Origin of the sequence: Streptomyces longisporoflavus (genome assembly GCF_014649775.1) — a bacterium.
Lineage (GTDB): Bacteria > Actinomycetota > Actinomycetes > Streptomycetales > Streptomycetaceae > Streptomyces > Streptomyces longisporoflavus.
On record NZ_BMTR01000016.1, the window covers coordinates 178,553 to 204,821 of the forward strand.

Annotated in this window: 24 protein-coding genes and 1 riboswitch; of the genes, 19 read left to right on the forward strand and 5 right to left on the reverse strand. The window is 70.8% G+C overall.

Going from position 1 to position 26,269, the window contains the following annotated elements:
* The first annotated feature begins 395 nt into the window (after window positions 1-395).
* Window positions 396-1,385, forward strand: a complete 990-nt coding sequence (locus tag IE226_RS29830) for a malate dehydrogenase (RefSeq protein WP_190084503.1) — start codon at window positions 396-398, stop codon at window positions 1,383-1,385.
* A gap of 69 nt (window positions 1,386-1,454) precedes the next feature.
* Here IE226_RS29830 and IE226_RS29835 read toward each other — a convergent pair whose 3' ends face one another.
* Window positions 1,455-2,909 carry an MFS transporter gene (locus IE226_RS29835; protein ID WP_373307057.1) on the reverse strand — a complete coding sequence of 485 codons (1,455 nt, stop codon included), beginning with the start codon at window positions 2,907-2,909 and terminating at the stop codon, window positions 1,455-1,457.
* Window positions 2,910-3,058: 149 nt separating this feature from the next.
* On the opposite strand from IE226_RS29835, the gene IE226_RS29840 reads away from it, so the two are divergent.
* The 11 genes from IE226_RS29840 (at window position 3,059) to IE226_RS29890 (ending at window position 15,418) form a co-directional block, all read left to right on the forward strand.
* Entirely contained in the window at window positions 3,059-3,994 is a 936-nt protein-coding gene (locus IE226_RS29840) for a LysR family transcriptional regulator (RefSeq protein WP_190084504.1), read from the forward strand.
* Window positions 3,995-4,112: 118 nt separating this feature from the next.
* Window positions 4,113-5,930 (forward strand): AbeC-like domain-containing protein, encoded by a 1,818-nt coding sequence (locus IE226_RS29845; RefSeq protein WP_190084505.1) that lies wholly within the window; start codon window positions 4,113-4,115, stop codon window positions 5,928-5,930.
* Window positions 5,927-6,307, forward strand: coding sequence for a hypothetical protein (locus IE226_RS29850; RefSeq protein ID WP_190084506.1), 381 nt, complete (start codon window positions 5,927-5,929; stop codon window positions 6,305-6,307). The genes IE226_RS29845 and IE226_RS29850 overlap by 4 nt, the downstream gene beginning before the upstream one ends.
* A 10-nt stretch (window positions 6,308-6,317) precedes the next feature.
* Complete coding sequence (locus IE226_RS29855; RefSeq protein WP_190084507.1) at window positions 6,318-7,088, forward strand: serine/threonine kinase C-terminal domain-containing protein; 771 nt, start codon at window positions 6,318-6,320, stop codon at window positions 7,086-7,088.
* A 58-nt stretch (window positions 7,089-7,146) separates the two neighbouring features.
* Window positions 7,147-7,395, forward strand: coding sequence for a helix-turn-helix transcriptional regulator (locus IE226_RS29860; protein ID WP_190084508.1), 249 nt, complete (start codon window positions 7,147-7,149; stop codon window positions 7,393-7,395).
* Window positions 7,392-7,931: a hypothetical protein gene (locus IE226_RS29865; protein WP_190084509.1), complete on the forward strand. Its 540-nt coding sequence runs from the start codon at window positions 7,392-7,394 to the stop codon at window positions 7,929-7,931. Before IE226_RS29860 ends, IE226_RS29865 begins: the two co-directional genes overlap by 4 nt.
* 144 nt (window positions 7,932-8,075) lie before the next feature.
* Window positions 8,076-9,605 carry an aldehyde dehydrogenase family protein gene (locus tag IE226_RS29870; RefSeq protein WP_190084510.1) on the forward strand — a complete coding sequence of 510 codons (1,530 nt, stop codon included), beginning with the start codon at window positions 8,076-8,078 and terminating at the stop codon, window positions 9,603-9,605.
* 138 nt (window positions 9,606-9,743) lie between these two features.
* The gene (locus IE226_RS29875; protein WP_190084511.1) at window positions 9,744-11,282 is read left to right on the forward strand and encodes a GMC family oxidoreductase; all 1,539 of its coding nucleotides are present in this window, start codon (window positions 9,744-9,746) and stop codon (window positions 11,280-11,282) included.
* The gene (locus IE226_RS29880) at window positions 11,279-12,373 is read left to right on the forward strand and encodes a quaternary amine ABC transporter ATP-binding protein (protein ID WP_190084512.1); all 1,095 of its coding nucleotides are present in this window, start codon (window positions 11,279-11,281) and stop codon (window positions 12,371-12,373) included. Before IE226_RS29875 ends, IE226_RS29880 begins: the two co-directional genes overlap by 4 nt.
* Window positions 12,370-14,391, forward strand: coding sequence for an ABC transporter permease (locus IE226_RS29885; protein WP_190084513.1), 2,022 nt, complete (start codon window positions 12,370-12,372; stop codon window positions 14,389-14,391). Before IE226_RS29880 ends, IE226_RS29885 begins: the two co-directional genes overlap by 4 nt.
* Window positions 14,392-14,455: 64 nt before the next feature.
* Complete coding sequence (locus tag IE226_RS29890) at window positions 14,456-15,418, forward strand: glycine betaine ABC transporter substrate-binding protein (RefSeq protein ID WP_229871612.1); 963 nt, start codon at window positions 14,456-14,458, stop codon at window positions 15,416-15,418.
* 118 nt (window positions 15,419-15,536) lie between these two features.
* Here IE226_RS29890 and IE226_RS29895 read toward each other — a convergent pair whose 3' ends face one another.
* The 3 genes from IE226_RS29895 to IE226_RS29905 are packed head-to-tail and all read right to left on the reverse strand — an operon-like array spanning window position 15,537 to window position 17,208.
* The gene (locus IE226_RS29895; protein WP_190084514.1) at window positions 15,537-16,250 is read right to left on the reverse strand and encodes an isocitrate lyase/PEP mutase family protein; all 714 of its coding nucleotides are present in this window, start codon (window positions 16,248-16,250) and stop codon (window positions 15,537-15,539) included.
* The gene (locus IE226_RS29900) at window positions 16,247-16,693 is read right to left on the reverse strand and encodes a carboxymuconolactone decarboxylase family protein (protein ID WP_190084515.1); all 447 of its coding nucleotides are present in this window, start codon (window positions 16,691-16,693) and stop codon (window positions 16,247-16,249) included. Before IE226_RS29900 ends, IE226_RS29895 begins: the two co-directional genes overlap by 4 nt.
* Window positions 16,690-17,208 (reverse strand): carboxymuconolactone decarboxylase family protein, encoded by a 519-nt coding sequence (locus IE226_RS29905; RefSeq protein WP_190084516.1) that lies wholly within the window; start codon window positions 17,206-17,208, stop codon window positions 16,690-16,692. Before IE226_RS29905 ends, IE226_RS29900 begins: the two co-directional genes overlap by 4 nt.
* 47 nt (window positions 17,209-17,255) lie before the next feature.
* Between IE226_RS29905 and pdxR the strand changes: the two genes are divergently transcribed.
* The 4 genes from pdxR (at window position 17,256) to IE226_RS29925 (ending at window position 21,563) form a co-directional block, all read left to right on the forward strand.
* Window positions 17,256-18,749: a MocR-like pyridoxine biosynthesis transcription factor PdxR gene (pdxR, locus tag IE226_RS29910; protein WP_190084517.1), complete on the forward strand. Its 1,494-nt coding sequence runs from the start codon at window positions 17,256-17,258 to the stop codon at window positions 18,747-18,749.
* A gap of 304 nt (window positions 18,750-19,053) precedes the next feature.
* On the forward strand, window positions 19,054-19,389 hold the full coding sequence (locus IE226_RS29915; protein WP_190084555.1) for a hypothetical protein: 336 nt from the start codon (window positions 19,054-19,056) through the stop codon (window positions 19,387-19,389).
* A 93-nt stretch (window positions 19,390-19,482) separates the two neighbouring features.
* The gene (locus tag IE226_RS29920; protein ID WP_190084518.1) at window positions 19,483-20,670 is read left to right on the forward strand and encodes a glutathionylspermidine synthase family protein; all 1,188 of its coding nucleotides are present in this window, start codon (window positions 19,483-19,485) and stop codon (window positions 20,668-20,670) included.
* Window positions 20,671-20,774: 104 nt separating this feature from the next.
* Window positions 20,775-21,563 carry an SAM-dependent methyltransferase gene (locus IE226_RS29925; RefSeq protein ID WP_190084519.1) on the forward strand — a complete coding sequence of 263 codons (789 nt, stop codon included), beginning with the start codon at window positions 20,775-20,777 and terminating at the stop codon, window positions 21,561-21,563.
* Window positions 21,564-21,607: 44 nt separating this feature from the next.
* Here IE226_RS29925 and rocD read toward each other — a convergent pair whose 3' ends face one another.
* Window positions 21,608-22,810 carry an ornithine--oxo-acid transaminase gene (gene rocD, locus IE226_RS29930; RefSeq protein ID WP_190084520.1) on the reverse strand — a complete coding sequence of 401 codons (1,203 nt, stop codon included), beginning with the start codon at window positions 22,808-22,810 and terminating at the stop codon, window positions 21,608-21,610.
* A 110-nt stretch (window positions 22,811-22,920) separates the two neighbouring features.
* A riboswitch (ZMP/ZTP riboswitch) is annotated at window positions 22,921-23,011 on the forward strand.
* Between the two features lie 40 nt (window positions 23,012-23,051).
* Between rocD and glyA the strand changes: the two genes are divergently transcribed.
* The 3 genes from glyA (at window position 23,052) to IE226_RS29945 (ending at window position 26,259) form a co-directional block, all read left to right on the forward strand.
* Window positions 23,052-24,374, forward strand: a complete 1,323-nt coding sequence (glyA, locus tag IE226_RS29935; protein ID WP_229871613.1) for a serine hydroxymethyltransferase — start codon at window positions 23,052-23,054, stop codon at window positions 24,372-24,374.
* Window positions 24,375-24,585: 211 nt separating this feature from the next.
* Window positions 24,586-25,599 carry a tryptophan--tRNA ligase gene (gene trpS / locus IE226_RS29940; RefSeq protein ID WP_190084521.1) on the forward strand — a complete coding sequence of 338 codons (1,014 nt, stop codon included), beginning with the start codon at window positions 24,586-24,588 and terminating at the stop codon, window positions 25,597-25,599.
* Between the two features lie 72 nt (window positions 25,600-25,671).
* Window positions 25,672-26,259, forward strand: a complete 588-nt coding sequence (locus IE226_RS29945) for a 2'-5' RNA ligase family protein (RefSeq protein WP_190084522.1) — start codon at window positions 25,672-25,674, stop codon at window positions 26,257-26,259.
* Window positions 26,260-26,269 lie beyond the last annotated feature (10 nt).

Genomic DNA, 26,269 nt, shown 5'->3' on the forward strand with positions numbered 1-26,269 from the left:
GGGTGGCCCCGCCGGCGGGAGGTGGCGGCCACCACAGGGGGGGAGCGTGGTGGCCGCCCGGGGGTGTGACCACTCCCGTGGGGGTATTGGTGCGTGTGCCCGCACTTTGAAAAGACATGCCTGTCTCTTCCACAGATTTTTTCGCGGGACCTGAACGGGGTCTACGGGCCGCTTCCGGGCCGCCCCGGGGCCGCCTTCGGGCGGCGCGAACGGATCTCTGTGGGGTGGGCCACACCCTCCCGGGGTTCGGGGGTCGGCGGGGCGCGATAGCCTGGCGGCGGATCTCTCTTGATGCCAAGAGATCGATCATCGAGAGGCGATCGACGAGGGCGTCGGCAGGGGATCCAGCCCGAGGGGCAGGGCCCCCCACCGCCAGCTTTCTTACGGAGATCGCCATGACCCGCACTCCCGTGAACGTCACCGTCACCGGCGCGGCCGGCCAGATCGGCTACGCGCTGCTCTTCCGCATCGCCTCCGGCCACCTGCTCGGCGCGGACGTGCCGGTCAATCTGCGACTGCTCGAGATCACGCCGGCCCTGAAGGCCGCCGAGGGCACCGCCATGGAGCTCGACGACTGCGCCTTCCCGCTGCTTAACTCGATCGAGATCAGCGACGACCCGAACGTCGCCTTCGACGGCGCCAACGTCGCCCTCCTCGTCGGCGCCCGCCCCCGCACCAAGGGCATGGAGCGCGGCGACCTCCTGGAGGCCAACGGCGGCATCTTCAAGCCGCAGGGCAAGGCCATCAACGACAACGCCGCGGACGACATCAAGGTCCTCGTCGTGGGCAACCCGGCCAACACCAACGCGCTCATCGCGCAGGCCGCCGCCCCGGACGTACCGGCCGAGCGCTTCACCGCGATGACCCGCCTGGACCACAACCGCGCGCTGTCGCAGCTCGCGAAGAAGACGGGCAGCTCGGTCTCGGACATCAAGCGCCTGACCATCTGGGGCAACCACTCCGCCACCCAGTACCCCGACATCTTCCACGCGGAGATCGCCGGCAAGAACGCCGCGGACGTCGTGAGCGACCAGTCCTGGCTCGCCGACGACTTCATCCCGACCGTCGCCAAGCGCGGCGCCGCGATCATCGAGGCCCGTGGCGCGTCCTCGGCCGCCTCCGCCGCCAACGCCGCCATCGACCACGTCCACACGTGGGTGAACGGCACGGCTGCCGGTGACTGGACCTCCATGGGTATCCCGTCCGACGGTTCGTACGGCGTTCCGGAGGGCCTCATCTCCTCCTTCCCCGTCACCACCAAGGACGGCAAGTACGAGATCGTCCAGGGTCTGGAGATCAACGAGTTCTCGCGCACGCGCATCGACGCGTCCGTCCAGGAGCTCACCGAGGAGCGCGAGGCGGTCCGCGGCCTCGGCCTCATCTAGCAGGTCTGGCAGGTCTGGCAGGCCTGGCAGGACTGGCGGGCTTCCTCCAGCAAGCCCGCCACGTCCTCCTCACGTACGGCTCTGCTCGTACGCGCGTTCGTTCTCTTCGCCCCCGGCGGCCACTCGATCGGCAGCCGGGGGCGATGTGCGTCCGGCCCCGTATCCGGCGGTGACGAGCGCAGCCGCGGCCACCACCGCGAGCCCCACGATCCGCAGCGCCGCCGCCATCCCGGAGCCGAAGTCCTGGTGAGCGGCCAGGACCGTCCCCGTGACGGCCACCCCGAGCGCGGCCCCGACCTCGCGGGCCGACGTCCCGAGCCCCGAGCCGAGCCCCGCCTGGTGCGGCGGCAGAGACGAGACGACGCCGAGGGTGAGCGCGGGCATCGACAGGCCCGTGCCCGTCGAGATGACGAGCAGCCAGCAGGTGTACGCCGCGTAGGGCGTGCCCGCGTCCGCCGTGGACGCGCCGAGCAGGCCGAGCCCGATCAGGAGCAGTCCGCCGCCCACCAGCGGCCGCGGCGACGCCGACCAGCGTGCGGCGAGCTTGGGCACGAGGACCATGCCGACGGTGAGCGGGATGATGGCAAGGCCCGCCCGGGCGGCGCCGTACCCCTTCACGTACTGCAGGTACTGCGAGTTGACGAAGAAGAGCGAGAAGAGGCCGAAGAAGGACGCGGCCGTGCCGAGGGATGCGGCGCGCAGCCGTCGCGACCGGAAGACCCGCGGATCGAGGAGCGGTGTGCGCGAGCGCAGGGCGTGTGCGGTGAACGCCCCGACGAGCGCGGCGCCGACCGCGAAGGCGGCGAGGATGCGCGCGGACGTCCAGCCGTACATGGGGCTCTCGATGATCCCGAAGAGCACCGCGAACAGGCCGCCGGTGAGGAGGACCGCGCCGAGCGGATCGACGGAGGCCCCGGCCGACGTCCGGGTACGGGGAGCCGTGCGCGCCACCGCCAGGGCGAGGAGCGCGGCGAGCGGCACCATCAGCCAGAACAGGGCGCGCCACGGCAGATACTGGCCGATCAGACCGCCGACCGCGTTGCCCGCGAAGCCGCCGAGCCCGGCGGCGAGCGCCCAGGACGCGACGACCCGCGGCCGCTGCCCCGGCGACGCGGTGCGCACCAGGATCGACATGGTCGCGGGCATGATCAGCGCGGCCCCCGCGCCGGAGACACCGCGCCCGGCGATCAGCTGGGCGGGCCCGGCGGCGAGCGCGCTGACCACGGCGCCCGCGGCGAACAGGCCGAGCCCGCAGAGCAGCGCACCCTTGCGTCCGTAGCGGTCGCCGAGGGCGCCGGCCGGGATGAGCAGCCCCGCGAAGACGATGACGTACGCGTCGACCGTCCACAGCAGCCCGCTCGCCGAGAGGCGCACGGAGGACGAACTCAGCTGGGGGATGAGGAGGTTGATGGCGGCGACCATGCTCTGCGCGACCAGCACGCAGGCGCAGAGGGCGAGTTCGGCCGAGCGTGAGAGCTGACCCCGGTCGGGCTTCGGAGCGGGCTTTCGGGCAGGGGAGGGCAAGGCTCCTCCAAGGAGCGTCGTGAAGGGGTGTGGGAGGCCCGGCGGGTCCCCGTCGGGATGCCGGAGGCCCCGTCGTGAGGGCCCGGCGGGCTCTGTCACCGTAGGCTCGGCACTCACCTGATCTCCAGTGCAACCTTTGCAAGGGATATATGCGCGTGACGCAATCCGAGCTGAGCGATCCCGGCAGGGGCCTCGACCTCAATCTCCTGCTCGCCCTCGACGTGCTGCTCGACGAGGAGAGCGTGTCGGGCGCCGCCCGCCGCCTCCATCTGTCCGAACCCGCGATGAGCCGCACCCTGGGCCGCATCCGCAAGGCCCTGGGCGACCCCGTCCTCGTACGGGCGGGCCGGCAGATGGTGCCGACCCCGCACGCGCTCGCCGTCCGGGCCGAGGTGAGCGCGGTGGTGGAGCGGGCGCGGGCCCTGTTCGCCGGGCCCGGCGCGAGCGACCTGCGCACCGTCTCCCGCACCCTCACCGTCCTCGGGCACGACGCGATCGCCGCCGCCTACGGTCCCGCGCTGTTCGCCCGCGCCGCGCAAGAGGCGCCCGGCGTACGCATCCGCTTCCTCGGCGAGAGTCATGTGGACGCGCCCCTGCTGCGCGACGGCACCGCCGACCTGGAACTCGGCGTGATCGACACGACCGCGCCCGAGGTGCGGGTGGAGCGGCTGCGCGACGACCGGATGCTGGGTGTCGTGCGGCCCGGGCATCCGCTGCTGCGGGGCAGGCTGACCCCCGAGCGGTTCGCCGCCGCCGACCACGTCACGGTCTCGCGGAAGGGCAGACTGCACGGGCCGCTGGACACCGTCCTCGCCGAACGGGGCCTCACGCGGCGGGTGGTGGGCAGCATGGGGTCCTACCCCTCGTCGTTCTTCCTGCTGCTGCGCACGGATCTGGTGGGCCTCGCCGTCTCCTGGGCGCGGCCCCTGACGGACACCCTCGGCCTCGTCACCTTCGACGTCCCCCTTGACCTGCCGGTGCTTCCGCTGGGCATCGCCTGGCACCCGCGCCACGACGCGGATCCGGCTCACGCGTGGCTGCGCGGGTGTGTGCGGGAGGTGCTCGGCGCGCCCGCCGAGCGGTGATCGTCACTCGTCCGAGCGCCGGGCATTCACTTATTCGAGGGGCATAGGCACCTTTGTGTGGCCACCGCACGCACCCTCCGTTACTCTCCAATTCCTCTTTGTGCAGACGGAGTTGGCCATGGCAGGAAATACCGAGGCCACCAGACTGCTGTGCGCCGGCGTCCATCTGGACGCGGTGTTCCGCAGGCGGGTCGTCTCAGAACTCGTGGGCCACGCGGAGCGCCCCGTGGCGCCGCCGCTCGGCGCCGACGTGCTTCCGGTGCTCGCACACGCGCTGCGCGCCCGCCGCGAGGAACTGTTCACCGCGCTGCTCCTGGCGGCCGTATGGATCGGGTTCCTCGCCACCGACGCGGTGATGACCTGGGACTCCCTCGAAGACTCCAGGGGCGGTGAGTCGGGCGTATCCGGCGCGGATCTCGCGCTCCTTGCCTTCGACCCGGACGATCTCGCCGACTCGGGGCCCGACGGCACGTTCGGTGCCTTCGTGCCGGGCGGGTGGGCGATCGCGTACGCCGTGGTGGTCCTGCTTCTCTGGTTCGCCAGGGTCGTCTCGGGCCGGGGGACGGACGGCGGGACGCTGCGGCGGATGGAGCTGCCCGCGCCGCTGGCCTGGCTGCGGCGCAGGATCGGCTGGCTGGTGACCGCCTTCGTGTGGTGGTGCGCCGCGTCGTACGCCTTCTCCGCGATCACCGTGATCAGGGACACCCCGTACCCCGTGATCTTCCCGCTGCTCGTCGCGGCAGTGGTCTGGCGCCATCAGTTCCTGCGCAAGCGGACCCTGCGCACGCAGCTGGCCCGCCAGGCCTTCGCCGAGAGGCCGCAGCCCGGCATCCCGCGGCGGTTCTCCCGCATCGTCGACTGCATCCACCGCGAACAGAACGCGCCTCTCACGCTGTACGACGCGAACCGCCCCTTCGTCGGCGCGGGAAAGCCCCGCAAGCCGTGGTCGGTCGTCCTCGAACTCCAGCGCGCCGACACGGACCAGGACGGCGGGGTGCCCTCTCAGCGCGCGTACGAACCGCTTGCCGCGCGCGAGGTCATCAAGATGATCGAGCCGCGCCTGAAGGATCTGCGCCGGTCCGCCGCCGCGACCAGCGTGGACCGGCTCCGGGACCTGGAAATCGAGGAGTTCGTCTATCTCCCCGCGGGCGCGGGCCGCGACGAGCAGCTCTACACCGGGCACGGGTACGAGACCGCGGGGCTCTACGACGCCGGGCAGACCGCCCGGCATCTCGAACGGGCGGCGGGCGAGGGCGGCGAGGCGCGGCGGCACTTCCTGCGCATCCGGGTCGGCGCGTGGAACGAACAGGTCGTCGTCTCGCTCCTGGTCAGAGTGCACACCCAGGGCGGCATGCTGGTCCTCGAAGTGGTGCCGCACGTGCTCGGGCCGATCGTCCCCGAGTTCCGCGAGGTCGACACCATCGTGGCCGGCGAGCCGGAGGGCCCGGTCCGTGACGCCCTGCGGGCCTGCGTCGACGGCCCCGCGGTGGGCGTGGCGGTCGGCATCGCCGCCCTGCGCGCACTGCCCTCGCTGCTGCCCTCGTTCCGGCTCTGGCTGGCCCAGCCCGAAGCCGCGCCCGGCGGGCCGGCGCCCGCGCGCGCCCTGCGGTCCCTGTGCACGCGGCTCGGCATCGGCCGCCCCGCGCCACCGCCGCCGGACGCCCCGCTGATCAGCCTGCGGGAGCTGGCGAGCACCGACGAACTCTCGCTCTTCCAGGAGATGGACGTCGCTCGCTACGTCCGTACCCTCCAGGACCGCATCGGCGAGGGCGTACGCGACGCGCTGCGGGCCGGCGGCTTCCGCACGGACCGGCTCGAACAGAACATCACGCAGATCAACAACAGCGGGGTCTACATCACGGAGATGTCCGGCGGCGCCATCGCCACCGGCTCGCACGGCCAGGCCACACACACCACCGAGAGGAGCACGGCATGAGCGGCGACGAGGACAGCGGCGGCGGTGCGCACGTCCAGATCGGTTCGATCACCGGCGGCTCGCAGGCCTTCGGCGCGCACGGCAAGGCCGAGTCCACCAACCACACGGTGGTGGTGTCCGACCCGAAGCAGCAGGAGCTGCTCGGCCGGGTCAGGGCGCTGCGCGGCGAGTTGAGCCGGGCGGACGAGCTCACGGCCGCCGACGAGGCCCTCGACGCCGAACTGGGCGAGGTGGAGCGGGAGATCGGCCGCGTGGGGCACGGCGGCAGCGGACTGCTCGGCAGGCTCCGTACGCGCCTTGAGCAGTACGGCGCCGCCGCCGCGACAGCCGCGTCCGTGACGGCCGTTCTGCAGGCGATCGCCCAGATCACGGGCTGAGTGACGAGCGGTGCGCATCTTCGACGACGACCGCCAGGAGTGGGTCGGCCACGAGCAGGAGCAGCGGATCGCCGCGCTCCACGACCGGGACGCGGTGCACCAGGGCAAGGCCATGCGCGGTGTCGTTACCGTCCTCGCGCTGTGCGGCCTTGCCTTCGCCGTCTGGGCGCTCGGCTGGAAGGACGAGCCGGGGCCGACGGGGTATCTGACGGTGCACGAGCCCGTGCCCGGCGCCGACACGGGCACGGACGCCGAGGGCGGGGACACCGCGGCGCCCACCCCGGCGGGCGTGCCCCCCGCTCCGTACGAAGAGGTGTCCGACCAGGAGGGCTACCGCCTCGCCGTCCCGCGCGGCTGGATCCGTGACGCGGTCGCGGGCGAGGACTCCACCGTCGTCAATTACCGCAGCCCGCAGAGCGACCGGCGGTTGCAGGTGTACCGGGTGGCGGAGCCGTCACCGTACGAATCGCTGCGGATCTGGCTGGACGCGGAAGGCAAGCCCGGCGGCTTCGACCAACTCGCCCCGCTGGAGCGCACGGACGACGGGGGCCGCCCCGCGGCGCGGCTGGACTACACGGCCGACCGGTTCAAGGGGGAGCCGGACATCGGCACCTGGCACGTCATCGACCATCGCTTCGAGGCGGTGGACGGGAAGCTGTACGCCCTCGCGGTGTACGGCTCCGACGCGGACGGCAGGGGCGACGAGGAGGAGTTCCTGAGCACCGCGCTCTCGTGGTTCTGCCCGCCGGAGGAGATCTGCCCCGAGCCTGGCACGCACTGACACGGCTGTACGCAGCTTGCCGTTGCGTATCTGCTCAGCAATGTAGTACTTCTTATACATGAGCGAGCAAGTGCACAACAGGTTGGCGATGGTGCGCGCGGAGCGGAAAGTGTCGCGCCAGAGCCTGGCCGAGGCGGTGGGGGTCCACTACCAGACCATCGGCTACATCGAGCGCGGGCAGTACAACCCCAGCCTCGACCTGGCGCTGAAGATCGCGGGGTTCTTCGGACTGCCGGTGGAGGCGCTGTTCTCCCTCCGGCCGTTCCGCCCGCTCACGGACGAGGTCTACGGGAGGAGTCAGGGATGACGCAGGAAATGACGGGGTACGACCGGCGGATGCTTGCGCTCATGAACCGGAGCGAGGGAGCGTCGATGTACGCCACCGCCACGCGCAGGCGCGTCGCGGTCTGCGCCCACATCGCGCTGACGGCGGCGAGCGTCACGACCTGGCTGCTCACGGTCGTCGCCGACCAGCGCTGGGCGATGTGGACGATGCTCGGGCTCCTCCTGCCGTGGTGCCTGGCCACCGGCGTCATCAACGCCTCCACCCGGGGCCTCTTCGAACTGCGCGAACGCGCCCTCGACGAGCGCCAGCGCGCGGAGCGGTTCCGCGTCGCGGCACGCGCCCGGCAGATCATGCTGTGGCTGCTCCTCGCCGCCGCGGCCGGTGCGGGCATCGCCGCGCAGCAGGGATGGAGCACGCACGGCCTGCTCTTCCCGGCGCTCTTCACCGCGTTCGTCGTGCACTGGCTGATGCCACTGTGGGTGGCGGGTCTCGCGGTCCAGGACGAGCCCGCGGACCTCGACTTCGACTCCGAGGCCGTTCACGCCGCCGACAAGTAGGGCGCACAAACCCGTCTTCCGCGTACGTTTCGCCCCAAGTGCCTGCACGCGCAGTGACACAGAGCACTTTCGGTTATGTAATGCGCATGGTTTCTCTGCCTTAGGGCAGATGCTCCCGGCTACCGCGAGTGACAGGCGGGGCGTATGACAGGAACGGAAGGCAAACGGGACGTGTCCGCACAACAGACCATCCATGTGGGCGGAGAGTGGCGAAATGCCCTCTCCGGCGCCACGCGCGAGATCCTCGACCCGGCTGATGCCAAGCCGTTCGCACTGATCGCCGAGGGCGGTACCGAGGACACCGACGCGGCCATCGCCGCCGCACGTGAGGCATTCGATCACGGACCGTGGCCGGCCACGCCCGTCGCCGAACGGGCCGCGCTGCTGCGCCGTGTGGCCGACCTCCTCGTACGCGACCGCGAGAAGATCGGGCTCCTGGAGAGCCGCGACGCGGGCAAGACCGTCGAGGAGGGCCGCGTCGACGTCGACTGCGTCGCCGACGCCTTCCGGTACTTCGCCGACCTGGTGATCGGCGAGGGCGCGGGCCGTGTCGTCGACGCGGGCTCCGACGAGATCCACAGCGTCGTCGTGCACGAGCCGGTCGGCGTCTGCACGATGATCACGCCCTGGAACTACCCCCTGCTCCAGGCCAGCTGGAAGATCGCCCCCGCGCTCGCCGCGGGCAACACCTTCGTCATCAAGCCGAGTGAGGTCACTCCGCTGACGACGGTCGCGCTGATCGAGCTGCTCGTCGAGGCGGGCCTGCCCGCCGGAGTCGCCAACATCGTGACCGGCCCCGGCCACACCGTCGGCGCCCGCCTCTCCGACCACCCCGACGTCGACCTGGTCTCCTTCACCGGCGGCCTCGTCTCCGGCACCAAGGTCGCGCAGGCCGCTGCCCTCGGCGTCAAGAAGGTCGCCCTCGAACTCGGCGGCAAGAACCCGAACGTCGTCTTCGCCGACGCCTGCGCCACCGAAGAGGGCTTCGACACCGCCGTCGACCAGGCGCTGAACGCCGCCTTCATCCACAGCGGGCAGGTCTGCTCCGCCGGCGGCCGTCTCATCATCGAGGAGTCGGTGCGCGAGCGCTTCGTCGCCGAACTCGCCCGCAGGGCCACGAAGATCAAACTCGGCCGCGGCACCGAGGACGGCGTCGAGTGCGGCCCGCTCGTCTCGCAGCAGCAGCGCGAGAAGACCGAGGCGTACGTCGCGTCCGCCCTGGAGGAGGGCGCGGTCCTGCGCTGCGGCGGCAAGCGCCCCGAGCCCAGCGAAGTGCGCCCCGCGACCGGCTACTTCTACGAGCCGACCGTGCTCGACCAGTGCCACCGCGAGATGCGCGTCGTGCGCGAGGAGGTCTTCGGCCCGGTCCTGACCGTCGAGACCTTCCGCACCGAGGACGAGGCCGTGGCGCTCGCCAACGACACCGAGTACGGCCTCGCGGGCGCCGTCTGGACCAACGACGCGGGCCTCGGCCGCCGCATGGCGCGGCGCCTGCGCCACGGCACGGTCTGGATCAACGACTTCCACCCCTACCTGCCGCAGGCGGAGTGGGGCGGCTTCGGCAAGAGCGGCGTCGGGCGCGAGCTCGGACCCGCAGGGCTCGCCGAGTACCGCGAGTCCAAGCACATCTACCAGAACCTCGCACCGCGGCCGGTCCGCTGGTTCGCGGGCTGAGGCCCGACTTCACGATGCGTGCGCGGGGGCGGCAGTCCCGCCCCCGCGCACGCGTGTATGTCCGTACGTCCGAGCACCCCCCGCTCTATACGCGCAAGCACCTTGGCACCACACCTCGCAGGAAGAGGAGCAGCACGCATGGCTGAGACCACCGAGTACGACTACGTCATCGTCGGCGGCGGTACCGCAGGGTCGGTGATCGCGTCCCGCCTCACCGAGGACCCCGGCGTCACCGTCGCCGTCATCGAGGGCGGCCCCAGCGACATCGACCGCGAGGACGTCCTCACGCTGCGCCGCTGGCTCGGCCTCCTCGGCGGCGATCTCGACTACGGGTACACGACCACCGAGCAGCCGCGCGGCAACTCGCACATCCTGCACAGCCGCGCCAAGGTCCTCGGCGGCTGCTCGTCGCACAACACCCTGATCTCCTTCAAGCCGCTGCCCTCCGACTGGGACGAGTGGGAAGAAGCGGGCGCCACCGGCTGGGGCGCCAAGGCGATGGACCCCTTCTTCGGCAAGCTGCGCAACAACATCGTGCGCGTCGCCAAGAAGGACCAGAACCAGATCGCCACGGACTGGGTCGAGGCGACGAAGACCGCCCTCGGCGTCCCCGAGGTCATCGGCTTCAACGACAAGCCCTTCGACGAGGGCGTCGGCTTCTTCGACCTCTCCTACCACCCGGAGAACAACAAGCGTTCCTCCGCCTCCGTCGCCTACCTCCACCCCCACATGGAGGCCGGCGACCGCCCGAACCTCCACCTGTTCCTGGAGACCTGGGCCACCAAGCTGGAGCTTGAGGGCACGACCGCGCGCGGTGTCCACATCCGTACGAAGGACGGCGCGGAGCAACTGCTCACCGCCCGCCGCGAGGTGCTCGTCTGCGCGGGCGCCGTCGACACCCCGCGCCTGCTGATGCACTCGGGCATCGGTCCCGCCAAGGACCTTCGGGCCCTCGGCATCCCCGTGGTGCACGATCTGCCGGGCGTCGGCGAGAACCTCCTCGACCACCCCGAGTCGGTCATCGTCTGGGAGACCAACGGGCCGCTGCCCGACAACTCCGCGATGGACTCCGACGCGGGCCTCTTCGTGAAGCGGGACCCGGACCACAAGGGCCCTGACCTGATGTTCCACTTCTACCAGATCCCCTTCACGGACAACCCGGAGCGCCTGGGCTACGAACGCCCGGAGCACGGCGTGTCGATGACGCCGAACATCCCCAAGTCCCGTGCGCGCGGCCGCGTCTATCTGACGTCGGCCGACCCGGAAGTCAAGCCCGCTCTCGACTTCAAGTACTTCGAGGACGATGGTGACTACGACGGGCAGACGCTCGTCGACGGCATCAAGCTGGCCCGTAAGGTCGCGCAGGCCGAGCCCTTCGCCAAGTGGCTCAAGCGTGAGGTCTTCCCCGGCCCCGACGTCACCGACGACGCCGAGATCAGCGAGCTGGTGCGCAAGGCCGCCCACACCGTGTACCACCCGGCCGGAACCTGCCGAATGGGCGCTTCCACTGATGAACTTGCCGTAGTCGACCCGGAGCTGAGGATTCGGGGACTCGACGGAATCCGAATCGCGGACGCATCCGTCTTCCCGACGATGCCTGCCGTGAACCCGATGATCGGAGTACTCATGGTCGGGGAAAAGTGCGCGGAACTGCTGACCGGGAGTGATGTCCGATGACCACCACCACTGACAAGACGCCCGCCGCGGAGCCGGCGGCCCCCGTCTTCGCCGTACGTGACCTGTGGAAGGTCTTCGGCCCCAAGGCGCAGCGCATCCCCGGCAACGAGGAGTACGCGGGACTCTCCACGGCCGAGCTGCGCGAGCGCACCGGTTGCACGGCGGCCGTGCGGGACGTCAGCTTCGACGTGCAACGCGGCGAGGTCTTCGTCGTCATGGGCCTCTCCGGCTCCGGCAAGTCCACGCTGGTGCGGACCCTGACCCGGCTCATAGAGCCGACCAGCGGATCCATAACCATGGACGGCCAGGACGTGCTCGGCATGGACAAGAACCAGCTGCGCGACCTGCGCCGGCACAAGGCCGCCATGGTCTTCCAGAACTTCGGCCTCCTTCCGCACCGTTCGGTCCTGGACAACGTCGGCTACGGCCTGGAGATCCAGGGTGTCTCCAAGGCGGAGCGCCGGGCCAAGGCCATGGAGGTCGTCGCCAAGGTCGGCCTCGAAGGCCTTGAGGAGCGCCGCCCCACCCAGCTCTCCGGCGGCCAGCAGCAGCGCGTCGGCCTGGCCCGCGCCCTCGCCGTCGACCCCGAAGTACTGCTCTTCGACGAGCCGTTCAGCGCGCTCGACCCGCTGATCAGGCGGGACATGCAGGAAGAGGTCATCCGCCTGCACCGTGAGGAGGGCCGCACGATGGTCTTCATCACCCACGACCTGAGCGAGGCCCTGCGCCTGGGCGACCGCATCATGCTGATGCGGGACGGCGCCATCGTGCAGCTCGGCACCCCCGAGGAGATCGTCGCCAACCCCGCCGACGACTACGTCCGCGACTTCGTCCAGGACGTCTCGCGCGAGCAGGTCATCTCCGTACGGCGTGCCATGCGTCCCGCCCTGGGCGACGAGGCCGAGTCCGGTGCCGCGATCGGCCCCGACACGCTGGTCGTCGACGCGATCGAGGCCGTCGCGCGCAGCGGCGAGCACTGCCGCGTCGTGGACAACGGCCGCACCCTCGGCGTCGTCGACCACGAGCAGCTCCTCGCGGTGGTCGCGGGTCTCGACACGGATCCGCGGGACAAGGCGGTGGCTGCCGTATGAGTGCCGCCCCCGCCTCCGTACTGGAGAAGAAGGACGGCGTGTCCCCGCCGGGCCCGCCTTCCTCCGACGCCCCCGGACCGCTGGCCGCGCTCCTGCGCAACCCCAAGGCGATGGCGCTGGTCGCCGCCCTCCTGGTCGCGGTCGTCTCGGCGCTCGTCACCGCGAACGGCGCCTGGCCCGCCGACCTGACCTTCGACGTGCGCTCGCCGCTCGACGACATCAACACCTGGATGGCGCAGAACCGCGACACCCACCCGGTCTTCCTGTACTTCCTGCTGCACATCAGCAACACCTCGGAGTCCGCGGTAGACGGTGTGCTCGGCGCTCTGGAGGGCCTCGGCTTCATCGGTGTGACCGTCGCCGCCGTGCTCGTCTCCTGGTACGCGGGCGGGGCGAACCTGCGCCGCCGCGCGCTGGCCCTCGCGGGCATCGCCTTCGGCACCTTCGCGGTGATCGGCGTGCTCGACGTGTGGGAAGAGGCGATGGAGACCCTCGCCCTGATGGTCGTCTGCGTGGCCGTCGCGGGTCTCGTCGGCGTCCTGCTCGGTCTCGCCGCCGGGCTCTCGGACCGGGCCGAGCGCATCCTGCGGCCGGTCTTCGACACCATGCAGGTGCTTCCGGCCTTCTCGTATCTGCTGCCCTTCGTCCTGATGTTCGACGTCGGCACCCCGGCCGTCTTCATGGCGACCGTCATCTACGCCGCTCCGCCGATGGCCCGGCTCACCTCGCTCGGCCTGCGCGGCGCCGACGCGGCGGCTCTTGAGGCCTCCCGGTCGCTCGGCGCCAGCGCCTGGCAGCGGCTGTGGACGGCGCGGCTTCCGCTCGCCCGCAAGCCGATGCTGCTCGGCCTCAACCAGACGATCATGATGTGTCTCTCGATGGTCGTCCTCGCCACGGTGGTCGGCGCGGGCGGTCTGGGTGATCCGATCTTCACGGCGATCTCCACCCTCGACGTGGGCCTCGCGGCGCCCGCCGGTATCGCGATCGTGCTCATCGCCGTCTGGCTGGACCGTACGACCGCCGGGTTCGGCGAACGCGTCGACGACGCGGCACCCGCGCGCAGCGCCTTCGCGACCCGCGTCGTGTGGGCCGCCATGGCCGCGGTGATCGCGGGCGCCGCCGTACTCGGCCAGGCGCTCGGCCGCACCGAGTGGCCGGAGAACTGGGTCATCGACATCTCCCAGCCGATCAACGAGGTCGTCGGCTGGATCGAGCGCGAGCTCGGCTCCGGCATCCCGGTCATCGGCGGCACGCTCACCTGGGCGAACGGCTTCATCGACTACGGCATCAACCCGCTGTTCGACGCCCTGCTCGCCACCCCGTGGTGGGCGGTGCTCCTGGTGGCCGGCGTCCTCGGCTATCTCGCGGGCCGCTGGCGTGCGGCGATCACCGTCGTGCTCGCGCTCGCCGCGATCGGCGCGATGGGGCTGTGGAGCCGCTCGATGGACACGCTCTCGCAGGTCATCGCCGCCCTGGTGGTCACGCTGATCCTGGGCTTCGCCATCGGCGTGCTCGCGGCCCGCGTGGCCTGGGTGGAGCGCGGCATCCGGCCGGTGCTCGACACCATGCAGACCCTGCCGGCGTTCATCTACCTCATCCCGATGATCGCGCTGTTCGGCTCCAACCCCGCGGCCGCGGCGGTGGCCTCGGTCATCTACGCGCTGCCCGCCGTCATCCGCATCACCGCCCAGGGCATCCGCCAGATCGACCCCTCCGCCCTGGAGGCGGCCCGTTCGCTGGGCGCCTCCACCGGCCAGCAGCTCCGGCAGGTCCAGCTGCCGCTGGCCAGGCCCGCGCTGCTCGTCGCCCTCAACCAGGGCGTCGTCCTCGTCCTGTCCATGGTCGTCATCGGCGGCATGATCGGCGGCGGCGCGCTCGGCGTGGACGTGGTCAGGGGCCTCACCAAGGGCGACCTCGGTCTCGGCCTGACGGCCGGTATCGCGATCGTCTGCCTCGGCCTGCTGCTCGACCGCATCTCCCAGCCCGGCGCCGACGTCAAGGAACGCGCACTGCGCTGACGTACGTCCGCCCCGCGGAATTTCGCTCTCCAGCTGCTCTCCTGCTACCTAAGGGAACAATCTCGTGAACCACAACAAGCGGATACGCACAGCCGTCATCGCCGGTCTCGGCGCCGCGTCCATGGTGGCGCTCAGCGCCTGCAGTGCCGCCGACACGAAGTCCTCCGGCAGCGCCGACGAGGTCACCATCACGGTCCCCTCGTGGGTCGGCGCACGCGCCAACGCCGAGGTCGCCAAGAAGCTCCTCGAGGACGAGGTCGGCGTCAAGAAGGTCGAACTCCAGCAGCTCGACGAGCCGATCGCCTGGGACGCCCTGAACAACGGCAAGGCCGACGCGATCCTGGAGGACTGGGACGGCCAGCCCAAGAAGCAGAAGCTCTACATCGACGACAAGAAGACGGTCGTCAAGGGCGGCGACCTGGGCGTCACCGGGCACATCGGCTGGTACGTGCCGAAGTACTACGCGGACAAGCACCCGGAGATCCTGGACTACAAGAACCTCAACAAGTTCGCCAAGGACTTCAAGAGCAACCGCAGCGGCGACAAGGGCGAGTTCATCGGCGCGGCGCCCTCGTACACCACGTACGACGAGTTCCTGATCAAGAACCACAAGCTGAACTTCAAGATCAAGGACACCGGCAACGAGGCCGCGCAGATCAAGGAGATCCAGCGCAAGTACGCCGCCAAGGAGCCGTTCATCAGCTACTGGTGGGAGCCCCTGTGGGCCAACGCCGACATGGACATGGTCGAGGTGAAGCTGCCGCCGTTCGAGGAGGGCTGCAACGAGCCCGAGACGAAGACCAAGTGCGGCTACGCCAACACCCCGCTGCAGAAGTACTTCAACGCCGACTTCGCCAAGGACGGCGGCGACGCCGCGGAGTTCCTGAAGAACTTCAAGTGGACGACCGAGGAGCAGAACGAGGTCGCCATGTCGATCGCCAAGGACAAGATGTCCGGCGAGGCAGCGGCCGAGAAGTGGATCAAGGACAACAAGGCGACGTGGGAGAAGTGGATCCCGAAGAAGTGATGTTGTCGCCGAGCGCGGCGGTGTGACGATGACGGTGCCGGGGGTGTCCTTCGCGATGGACACCCCCGGCACCGTCACGTCCGCTTCCGTGCGCTTCCCGCGGTTCCTCTGCTTCCCGCTACTTCAGGCTCCCGGCGATCTCCCGCAGCGCCTGCGTCGCGCGGAGCAGCAGGCCGGGACCGAACGTGATGCGCGTGGCGCCCCGTTCGCCCAGCTCCCGCAGGGACGGCCCGTCGGGCTTCGCCGCCACGTTGACGGGGCCCTCGATGCCCGCCCGCAGCCGCGGCAGCACCCCGGGCGGCGCGAGGATCGGATAGACGCAGTCCGCGCCCGCCTCGACGTACAGCCGTGCCCGCTCGATCGCCTGCTCCGGATCACCGTCGCCGTGTACGAAGGTGTCCACCCGGGCGTTCACGAACAACCGGTCGCCCGCCACGGAACGTACCTCCGCGAGCCACTCCGCCTGCTCGCGCGGATCCTTCAAGGCCCCGCCCGAGGAGTCTTCCAGGTTGCAGCCGACCGCGCCCGTCTCCAGGAGCCGCTCCACCAGTTCCTCCGGCGGCAGGCCGTAGCCGTCCTCGACGTCCGCGGACACCGGCACGGACACGGACCGCGCCACTCGGCGTACGGCGGCGAACATCTCGTCCGGCGGCACCGCACCGTCCGCGTACCCGAGCGACGCCGCGACCCCCGCGCTCGGCGTCGCCAGGGCCGGGAACCCGGCGTCCGCGAAGACCCGCGCGCTGACCGCGTCCCACGGCCCCGGCAGGACCAGCGGATCACCCGGCGCCCGCCCGTGGTGCAGCGAGCGGAAGTCGTCCACGAGGCTCACGGCGCGTACCCTCCCGGCTCGGTGCGGCGGCTGACCATCACCCGGTTCCAGCTGTTGATGACGGTGATCACCCCGATGAGATGGGCGAGTCCGGCCTCGTCGAAGTGCTTGGCCGCCGCCTCGTACGTCGCGTCGGGGACGAACCCGTCCGTCAGGACGGTGACCGCCTCGGTCAGCGCGAGGGCGGCACGCTCGCGCTCGCTGTAGAGGTCACCCGCCTCGGCCCAGGCGTTGAGCAGTGCGATGCGCTTCGCCGTCTCGCCGTTCCGCACGGCGATGTCCACATGCATGTCGAGGCAGAACGCGCACGCGTTGATCTGCGAGCCCCGCATCATCACGAGCTCGGCGAGCGCCGGGTCGCCGAGCCCCTTCTTCGCGGCGGCGCTCAGCGCGGACAGCGCGGTGGCGAAGCCCTTGTCGAGGTGGGTGGTCCGGGCGCTCACTTGTGGTCTCCGGCCGTGTAGTGGCCGGGCGCCTGGCGCGTCGCGACGCCGAAACGGTTCCACGCGTTGATCACCGTGATCGCGGCGATCAGCTGCGTCAGCTCCTCCTCCTTGAAGAGGGCGGCGGCCCGCTCGTACACCTCGTCCGGCACGAAGCCGTCCGTCAGGACGGTGATCGCCTCCGTCAGCTCGATGGCGGCGATCTCCCGCGCCGTGTAGAAGTGCCGCGACTCCTCCCAGGCGCTGAGCTGGATGATCCGCTCGACGCTCTCGCCCGCCGCCAGGGCGTCCTTGCTGTGCATGTCGAGGCAGAGCGCGCAGTGGTTGATCTGCGAGGCGCGGATCTTGACGAGTTCGAGGATCACCGGGTCGACGCCCTTACGGGCTGCCGCGTCGAGCCGGACCATCGCCTTGAAGACGTCGGGCGCGAGCTGGTGCCAGTCGAGGCGGGGGGTGTGCTCGTGGAGGTACTCGGTGTTCTGTTCCGTGGCCGCGGTGTTCTCGTTCGTCGTCATGCCGTCGACCGTACGACCGGAATAGCCCACAGGTATGGTCCATTCCCATGGAAGAATCGTGGGCCACTTTGGGCGTCGACCTCCACCTGGACACGGTCGGCGTGGCGTCACGCACGGGCGCGCGTGCCGGCGATGCGACGCACACAGGCGTGCGCAAGGGCCTGACGGACGCCCTGCGCGAGGCGGTGCGCGGCGGCAGGCTCGCCCCCGGCACCCGCCTCCCCTCGTCCCGCAGCCTCGCCGCGGACCTGGGCATCGCCCGCAACACGGTCGCCGACGCCTACGGGGATCTCGTCGCCGAGGGCTGGCTCACCGCCCGCCAGGGCTCCGGCACCCGCGTCACCGACCGCGCCGTGTCACGCCCCGCCGATCCCGCCCCGCGCCACAGGGCCGCGGGCGGCCCGACGTACAACCTCCAGCCGGGCACCCCCGACCTCGCGTCCTTCCCCCGCGCCGCCTGGCTCAAGGCCGCCCGCCGGGCCATGGCCGCCGCGCCGAACGACGCGCTCGGGTACGGCGACCCGCGCGGCCGCGTCGAACTGCGCACCGCCCTCGCCGACTACCTCGCCCGCGCGCGGGGCGTGCACACGGACCCGGACCGCATCGTCGTCTGCGCCGGGTTCGCGCAGGGCCTGAGCCTGCTCGGCGGGGTGCTGCGGGGCCGGGGTCTGCGCGAGGTGGCGGTCGAGTCGTACGGACTCGACGTGCACTGGAATCTGCTGAAGCGAGCGGGATTGCGGACGAGGCCGCTGCCGTTCGACGAACTGGGCACTTCCACGGCGGAGTTGAGCGGGGGGCCGGGATCTGGGCCGGGATCTGGGTCGGGATCTGGGTCGGACGTGGCTTCCGGTACGCCGAAGGTGGCGCTTCTGACGCCCGCGCACCAGTTCCCGATGGGGGTCCCGCTGCACCCCGACCGGCGTGCGGCCGCCGTGGACTGGGCGCGGCGCGAGGGCGGACTGATCCTGGAGGACGACTACGACGGCGAGTTCCGCTACGACCGGCAGCCGGTGGGCGCGCTCCAGGGCCTCGACCCCGACCGCGTGGTCTACCTCGGCACGGCGAGCAAGTCCCTCGCCCCCGGCCTCCGGCTCGGCTGGATGGTCCTGCCTGCGCCGATCGCCGCCGAGGTCGTCGAGGCGAAGGGCGGCGCGGAATGGGCCTGCGGGGCGCTGGACCAGCTGACCCTTGCCGAGTTCATCACGTCGGGCGCGTACGACCGTCATGTGCGGGGCGCGCGGCTGCGTTACCGGCGTCGACGGGACCAACTGGTCGCGGCCCTCGCGACACGGGCGCCGGATGTGCGGGCCTCCGGTATCGCGGCGGGCCTGCACGCGGTGCTCGAACTGCCGCCGGGAACGGAGCGCTCGGTGATCCAGGCGGCAAGCTGGCAACGCCTCGCGGTACAGGGCCTCGCGAGCTTCCGACACCCGGCGGCGACGGATCTCCCGGAGCGGGACGCCCTGGTGGTGGGGTACGGGACGCCGCCGGATCACGCGTGGGCGGGGGCGCTGGAGGCGTTGTGCGGGGTGCTGCCGTAAGGCTTGGTGGCGGTGGTTCTTGGTCTCAAACCAGCCCAAGAGACACGAAGTGACGGTGGAGGAGCGGGTTTTCGCGGAGCCGGTTGGCGCGATGCACGGACGTTTCCCTACGCTGATCACTGCTCGATGAACACGTACACGCCAACGGGGGAGCAGCAGAGGAATGGCAGCGGAGCAAGGACAGAAGACGCAGCAGAAGCCGGGCCAGGGACAGCCGGAGCCGGGCCAGGGACAGCCGGAGCCGGGCCAGGGACAGAAGGCGCGGCGGCGCAGGCTGCGCTCCAGCACGGTCGTACTCGGCGGAATGGGCGTCCTCGCGGCGGCCCTGACCTCGTGCGGGTCGGAACCCGACAAGCGATGCGTGGACCGCGACAGCTACGACTACCTCACCGGCTACAAGATCGTCGCGGACAAGAACTGCAAGAGCGGCTCGGGCTCCTCGGGCTCGTCAAGCTCCTCCGCCGGCAAGGCACGCAAGAGCGGCGGCAGTTCGTACGGAACCGGCAAGTCCGGTCGTATGGACGCCGACTGGTACTACGACGCCGACATCGACGGCCGCCGCGCCGACTACGGCACCTTCAGCCGCAGTGAGGCGGTCGACCGCGACGGCTTCGGCTGCTCGGGCAGCGGCGGCGGCTGAGCCGGCCAGTACAGAGACCGAGACCCGGAACCCGAGACCCGAGATCCGAGACCCGGAACCCGAGATCCGACCCGAGAACCGGAACCCGAGGCCATGGAACGCCGCACCGTCACCCCCCGCCCCGGCTGGCAGCAGACCGTCGAGGACCAGGGGCTCATCTACCCCCTCACCCGCTACCCCGACGACTCGCTGCGCCCCTACTGGGACGAGTCCGCCTGCTACGTCTTCTCGCTGCCCGAGGTCGAGGCCCTCGAAGAGGTCGTCGAGGAACTGCACGCGATGTGCCTCGCGGCAGCCGGGCACATCGTCGAGCACGACCGCCTGGCCGACCTCGGCATCACCGACCCCCGGGTGGCCGAAGCGGTCACCGAGGCCTGGCGCCGCAAGGCCGAACTCCCCTCGCTCTACGGCAGGTTCGACCTGCACTACGACGGCAAGAGCGGCCCGGCCAAGATGCTGGAGTACAACGCCGACACCCCCACCTCCCTGGTCGAGGCCGCGAGCCCCCAATGGTTCTGGATGGAGGAGTGCTTCCCCGGCGCCGACCAGTGGAACTCCCTCCACGAACGCCTCGTCGACGCCTGGAAGAAGCAGGCACCGCTGCTGCCGCCGGGCGGCCCCCTGTACTTCGCGCACTCGGCGGGCGACGAGCTCGGCGAGGACCTGATGACGGTCGCGTATCTGCGCGAGACCGCGCAGCAGGCCGGGCTCGACACCGAGGCGATCTCCATGGAGGACATCGGCTGGGACCGTCTCTCGCGGCGCTTCGTCGACAAGAAGCTCGGGTTCATCCGCAGCTGCTTCAAGCTCTACCCGTGGGAGTGGCTGACCACCGACCGCTTCGCCCCGCATGTCCTGGAGACCCTGGACAACGGCGGCGGCACCGGCTCCACCCTCTGGATCGAGCCCGCCTGGAAGATGCTCCTGTCCAACAAGGCGCTGCTCGCGATCCTCTGGGAGCTGTACCCCGGCCACCCCAACCTCCTCCCCGCCTACCTGGACGGCCCGCGCGAGCTGGCTTCCGGCCCGGGTTACGTCGCCAAGCCGCTCCTGGGCCGGGAGGGCGCCGGGGTGACGATCCATCCGCCGGGCACAGAGCCCGTCGTACGCGAAGAGGCCTGCTGCTACCAGGAGCTTGCACCGCTGCCCGACTTCGACGGCAACCGCGTGGTGCTCGGTGCGTGGGTCGTCGAGGACGAGGCGGCCGGGCTCGGCATCCGGGAGTCGTCGGGTCTGATCACGGACGAGTACGCGAGGTTCCTGCCGCACGTGATCCTCTGACGTACAGATGGGCGGCTGGGCGGCCGGGCGGCTGGGTGGCCGGGTCAAATGCCCCTAGTACGCTGCCGGTTGATCGATATGACGCACTCGGAGGCGAAGCGAACATGTCCGACAGCAGGATCAACACCACGCAGCCTCACACGGCCCGGATCTGGAACTACTGGCTCGGCGGCAAGGACAACTACGCCGTCGACCAGGCCGCCGGGGACCAGATCCGCGCCCTGCACCCCGGTATCGGGGACTACGCCCTCGCCGACCGGCAGTTCCTCGGGCGCGCGGTGAGCCACCTCGTGACCGAGTGCGGCATCCGGCAGTTCCTCGACATCGGCACGGGCCTGCCGACCGCCGACAACACGCACGAGGTCGCCCAGCGGATCGCCCCCGAGTCGCGTGTCGTCTACGTGGACAACGATCCGCTGGTCCTCACCCACGCCCGCGCCCTGCTCACCAGCACCCCCGAGGGCAGGACGGACTACCTCGACGAGGACCTGCGCAACGTCGACGCGATCCTCGAACACGCGGCGAAGACCCTGGACTTCGACCGGCCGATCGGGCTGATCCTGCTCGGAGTCGTCATCTTCATCGGCGACGACTCCGAGGCGTACGGCATCGTGCGCCGGCTGCTCGACGCGCTGCCGGCCGGCAGCCACCTGGTCCTCTCGCACACGATCACCAGCCCGGAGATGCCCGACGTGGACGAGGCGGTGGCGTTCTGGAACGAGAACGGCACTCCCAAGCTCACGCAGCGCACCCCCGAGCAGGTCACCGGCTTCTTCGAGGGCCTGGAGCTGCTCGACCCCGGCGTGGTCTCGTGCAACCGCTGGCGTACGGAGGAAGATGCGGCGGGCGTCGAGGACGTGGCCATGTTCGGCGGGGTCGGCGTCAAGCGCTGAACCCCCGGCGCCGCGAACGAGGCCGGCACCGAAGGGATAGCGGACTAGGCCAGCACAGCCCGCAGCTGATCGAGCCCCCAGTCCAGGTCCTCCTTGCTGATCACTAGTGGCGGTGCGATCCGGATGGTCGAACCGTGGGTGTCCTTGACCAGGACGCCCCGGTCCATCAGCTTCTCGGAGATCTCGCGGCCCGTGCCGTACGACGGGTCGATGTCGACGCCCGCCCACAGCCCGCGCCCCCGCACCTGCGTGACCGTGCCCGTGCCGGCGAGCAGCCCCAGCTCGGCGTGCAGGTGCTCGCCGAGCTCGGTGGCCCGCTGCTGGTACTCGCCCGTGCTCAGCATGGCGACGACCTCAAGGCCCACCGCGCACGCCAGCGGGTTGCCGCCGAACGTCGAGCCGTGCTCACCCGGCTTGAACACGCCGAGCACATCCGCGTCCGCCACCACCGCCGACACCGGCACGACACCCCCGCCGAGCGCCTTGCCCAGGACGTACACATCGGGCACCACACCCTCGTGCTCGCAGGCGAACGTCTTCCCCGTCCTGCCGAACCCCGACTGGATCTCGTCCGCCATGAACAGGACGTTCCGCTCGCGCGTCAGCTCCCGTACGCCCGCGAGATATCCGGCCGGCGGCACCAGCACTCCGGCCTCTCCCTGGATCGGCTCCAGGAGCACGGCCACGGTGTTCTCCGTGACGGCGGCCCGCATCGCCGTCAGATCGCCGTACGGAACGATCTCGAAACCCGGCGTGTACGGGCCGAAGTCCGCGCGCGCCTCGGCGTCCGTCGAGAAGCTGACGATGGTCGTGGTCCGGCCGTGGAAGTTGTCGCGCGCGACCACGATCTTCGCCCGCCCGTCGGGCACGCCCTTGACCTGGTACCCCCACTTCCTGGCGGTCTTCACGGCCGTCTCCACGGCCTCCGCCCCGGTGTTCATCGGCAGGACCATCTCCTTGCCGCAGAGCTCGGCGAGCCGCGTACAGAACTCGGCGAAGCGGTCGTGGTGGAAGGCCCGCGAGGTCAGCGTCACCCGCTCCAACTGCGCCTTGGCCGCGTCGATCAGCCGGCGGTTGCCGTGGCCGAAATTCAGCGCGGAGTATCCGGCGAGCATGTCGAGGTAGCGGCGCCCCTCGACGTCCGTCATCCAGGCACCCTCCGCCGACGCGACCACGATGGGCAGGGGGTGGTAGTTGTGCGCGCTGTGCGCTTCGGCCGAGGTGATGAACTTTTCGGTAGTCGACACGGGGTCTCCGTTCGTCCTGCGGCGGGGGGCGGGTGTGGCGCCCATTTCTATCGTCGCTCGGATCGTGGACGAGGAAACCCGCCGACCCGGCGTGCCCGCTAGGCTCGTATCTACAGCACGGCGACTGGCGTACGGGGAACGGACCCCGAGGAAGCCGTGCAAGGCAGAACCTTCGAGGTGCCGCCCGCCTGGGCACCCCGGGACCACGACCGGACACACACCGCTCGCCCCGGAGGACGCCATGACTCACCCCGCTTCTCCCGCTTCTCCCGTTTCCCCGAATCCCGCGGATTCGCCGAACATCCTCAGCCACCCCGCGCTCACCGCCGAGGACCCCGACCTCGCCGCCCTCGTCGCCGCCGAGGAGCAGCTCCAGGCCGACACCCTGCGGCTGATCCCCAGCGAGAACTACGTCTCCGCCGCCGTCCTCGAAGCCTCCGGCACGGTCCTGCAGAACAAGTACAGCGAGGGCTACCCGGGCCGCCGCTACTACGAGGGCCAGCAGAACATCGACCCCGTCGAGCGCCTCGCCGTCGCCCGCGCCAAGTCCGTCTTCGGCGTCGAGCACGCCAACGTCCAGCCCTACTCCGGTTCCCCGGCCAACCTCGCCGTCTACCTCGCCTTCGCCGAGCCCGGCGACACCGTGATGGGCATGGCCCTGCCCATGGGCGGCCACCTCACCCACGGCTGGGGCGTCTCCGCCACGGGCAAGTGGTTCCGCGGCGTCCAGTACGGCGTCCGTCACGACACGGGCCGCATCGACTTCGACGAGGTCCGCGACCTGGCCCTCAAGGAACGCCCGAAGCTGATCTTCTGCGGCGGTACCGCCCTCCCTCGCACCATCGACTTCGCCGCCTTCGCGGAGATCGCCCACGAGGCGGGGGCCGTCCTCGTCGCCGACATCGCGCACATCGCGGGGCTGATCGCGGGCGGCGCCCACCCCTCGCCGGTGCCGCACGCGGACGTGATCTCCACGACCACCCACAAGACCCTGCGCGGCCCGCGCGGCGCGATGCTGATGTCCCGCGAGGAGCACGCCAAGGCCATCGACAAGGCGGTCTTCCCCGGCCTGCAGGGCGGCCCGCACAACCAGACCACCGCGGCCATCGCGGTCGCCCTGCACGAGGCGTCGCAGCCCTCCTTCCGCGACTACGCCCACGCGGTCGTCGCCAACGCCCGCGCCCTCGCCGAAGCCCTGCTCGCCCGCGGCTTCGACCTGGTCTCCGGCGGCACCGACAACCACCTGATCCTGATGGACCTCACCCCCAAGGACGTCCCCGGCAAGATCGCCGCCAAGGCCCTCGACCGGGCCGGAATCGTCGTCAACCACAACACCGTCCCCTACGACCCGAGGAAGCCCTTCGACCCCTCCGGCATCCGCATCGGCACCCCCTCGCTCACCTCCCGCGGTCTCGGCACGCAGCACATGCCGACCGTGGCCGACTTGATCGACCGAGGCGTCGCCGCGGCCCGGGCCGGTGACGAGGACGCCCTGACGAAGATCCGCTCAGAGGTCACCGCCCTGATGACCACCCACCCGGCCCCGGGCCTGCCGGGCCACTGACCCGCCGACCCGGCTGATCGACCGATCACCGGGACCGCACGGCCGCCCCGGTCGCTCTGCGCCATGACCGGGGCGGCTGCCCGGGACCCTCCGGCGGCCTGTGTTCCTCGTCTCATCGGTGACCCCGAACTGCCGGTGGACCACAAGATCGCGGCACACCCGTCACACGGCTGTTTCCGAGCAATGAGAGACACCTGAGAGAATGAGCCCTATGGCCATTGATCGTCCTCGCGTGCTCTCCGGAATCCAGCCCACCGCAGGCTCGTTCCACCTCGGCAACTACCTCGGCGCGGTTCGCCAGTGGGTGGCGTTGCAGGAGTCCCACGACGCGTTCTACATGGTGGTGGACCTGCACGCGATCACGATCCCGCAGGACCCGGCCGACCTGCGTGCCAACACCCGGCTCGCCGCCGCCCAGCTCCTGGCCGCGGGGCTCGACCCGGAGCGGTGCACGCTCTTCGTCCAGAGCCACGTCCCCGAGCACGCGCAGCTCGCCTGGATCATGAACTGCCTCACGGGCTTCGGCGAGGCGTCGCGCATGACCCAGTTCAAGGACAAGGCGGCCAAGCAGGGTGCGGACCGGGCCTCCGTCGGCCTCTTCACGTACCCCATCCTCCAGGTCGCGGACATCCTGCTCTACCAGGCCAATCAGGTCCCGGTGGGCGAGGACCAGCGCCAGCACATCGAGCTGACCCGCGACCTCGCGGAGCGCTTCAACGGCCGCCTCGGCGAGACGTTCACCGTCCCGGCGGCGTACATCCTCAAGGAGACCGCGAAGATCTTCGATCTCCAGGACCCGTCGATCAAGATGAGCAAGTCGGCGTCCACCCCCAAGGGTCTGATCAACCTCCTCGACGAGCCCAAGGCCACCGCGAAGAAGGTCAAGAGCGCGGTCACCGACACGGACACCGTGGTGCGCTACGACACCGCGGAGAAGCCCGGTGTCAGCAACCTCCTCACGATCTACTCCACGCTCACCGGCACCGGTATCCCGGAACTGGAGCAGAAGTACGCCGGCAAGGGCTACGGTGCGCTGAAGACGGACCTCGCCGAGGTCATGGTCGACTTCGTGACTCCCTTCCGGGACCGCACCCAGGCGTACCTGGACGACCCGGAGACGCTCGACTCGATCCTGGCCAAGGGCGCGGAGAAGGCGCGCGCCGTCGCCGCGGAGACCCTCGCCCGTGCGTACGACGCGGTCGGTCTTCTGCCCGCCAAGCACTGAGCCACGCAGCCCTCTGCGACAAGCCCGATACAGCAGCGCCCTCTGCCCGCCATCCGACGACAGGAGTACGACGTGGGGACCGTAACGATCGGTGTGTCGATCGCGGTTCCGGAGCCTCACGGCAGCCTGCTCCAGGAGCGGCGCGCGGGCTTCGGTGACCCCGCGGCACACGGCATCCCCACCCACGTCACGCTGCTGCCGCCGACCGAGGTGGACGCCTCGGCGCTGCCCGCGGTCGAGGCGCACCTGGGGGCCGTCGCGGCGGCCGGGCGCCCCTTCCCGATGCGGCTCTCCGGAACGGGCACGTTCCGTCCGCTGTCGCCCGTCGTCTTCGTCCAGGTGGTGGCGGGCGGCGCGGCCTGCGGCTGGCTCCAGGAGCGGGTGCGGGACGCCTCCGGGCCCATCGCGCGCGAGCTGCAGTTCCCGTACCACCCGCACGTCACGGTGGCGCACGGCATCTCCGAAGAAGCCATGGACCGGGCATACGAGGAGCTTTCGGACTACACGGCCGAGTGGCCGTGCACCGGCTTCGCGCTGTACGAGCAGGGCTCCGACGGGGTGTGGCGCAAGCTGCGCGAGTTCGCCTTCGGCGGTGGCGGCCCGGTGGTGCCTCCGCAGGCCATGGCCCCGGTCGAGCACAGCACGCTGCCCGCCCGCTGAGCCGGCCCGG

Bases quoted from the DNA above. Each gene is read 5' to 3' on its own strand.
- IE226_RS29830 (WP_190084503.1), top strand. From the start codon at position 396: ATGACCCGCACTCCCGTGAACGTCACCGTCACCGGCGCGGCCGGCCAG.
- IE226_RS29840 (WP_190084504.1), top strand. From the start codon at position 3,059: ATGCGCGTGACGCAATCCGAGCTGAGCGATCCCGGCAGGGGCCTCGAC.
- IE226_RS29845 (WP_190084505.1), top strand. From the start codon at position 4,113: ATGGCAGGAAATACCGAGGCCACCAGACTGCTGTGCGCCGGCGTCCAT.
- IE226_RS29850 (WP_190084506.1), top strand. From the start codon at position 5,927: ATGAGCGGCGACGAGGACAGCGGCGGCGGTGCGCACGTCCAGATCGGT.
- IE226_RS29860 (WP_190084508.1), top strand. From the start codon at position 7,147: ATGAGCGAGCAAGTGCACAACAGGTTGGCGATGGTGCGCGCGGAGCGG.
- IE226_RS29865 (WP_190084509.1), top strand. From the start codon at position 7,392: ATGACGCAGGAAATGACGGGGTACGACCGGCGGATGCTTGCGCTCATG.
- IE226_RS29870 (WP_190084510.1), top strand. From the start codon at position 8,076: ATGACAGGAACGGAAGGCAAACGGGACGTGTCCGCACAACAGACCATC.
- IE226_RS29875 (WP_190084511.1), top strand. From the start codon at position 9,744: ATGGCTGAGACCACCGAGTACGACTACGTCATCGTCGGCGGCGGTACC.
- IE226_RS29880 (WP_190084512.1), top strand. From the start codon at position 11,279: ATGACCACCACCACTGACAAGACGCCCGCCGCGGAGCCGGCGGCCCCC.
- IE226_RS29885 (WP_190084513.1), top strand. From the start codon at position 12,370: ATGAGTGCCGCCCCCGCCTCCGTACTGGAGAAGAAGGACGGCGTGTCC.
- IE226_RS29905 (WP_190084516.1), bottom strand. From the start codon at position 17,208: ATGACGACGAACGAGAACACCGCGGCCACGGAACAGAACACCGAGTAC.
- pdxR (WP_190084517.1), top strand. From the start codon at position 17,256: ATGGAAGAATCGTGGGCCACTTTGGGCGTCGACCTCCACCTGGACACG.
- IE226_RS29915 (WP_190084555.1), top strand. From the start codon at position 19,054: ATGGGCGTCCTCGCGGCGGCCCTGACCTCGTGCGGGTCGGAACCCGAC.
- IE226_RS29920 (WP_190084518.1), top strand. From the start codon at position 19,483: ATGGAACGCCGCACCGTCACCCCCCGCCCCGGCTGGCAGCAGACCGTC.
- IE226_RS29925 (WP_190084519.1), top strand. From the start codon at position 20,775: ATGTCCGACAGCAGGATCAACACCACGCAGCCTCACACGGCCCGGATC.
- glyA (WP_229871613.1), top strand. From the start codon at position 23,052: ATGACTCACCCCGCTTCTCCCGCTTCTCCCGTTTCCCCGAATCCCGCG.
- trpS (WP_190084521.1), top strand. From the start codon at position 24,586: ATGGCCATTGATCGTCCTCGCGTGCTCTCCGGAATCCAGCCCACCGCA.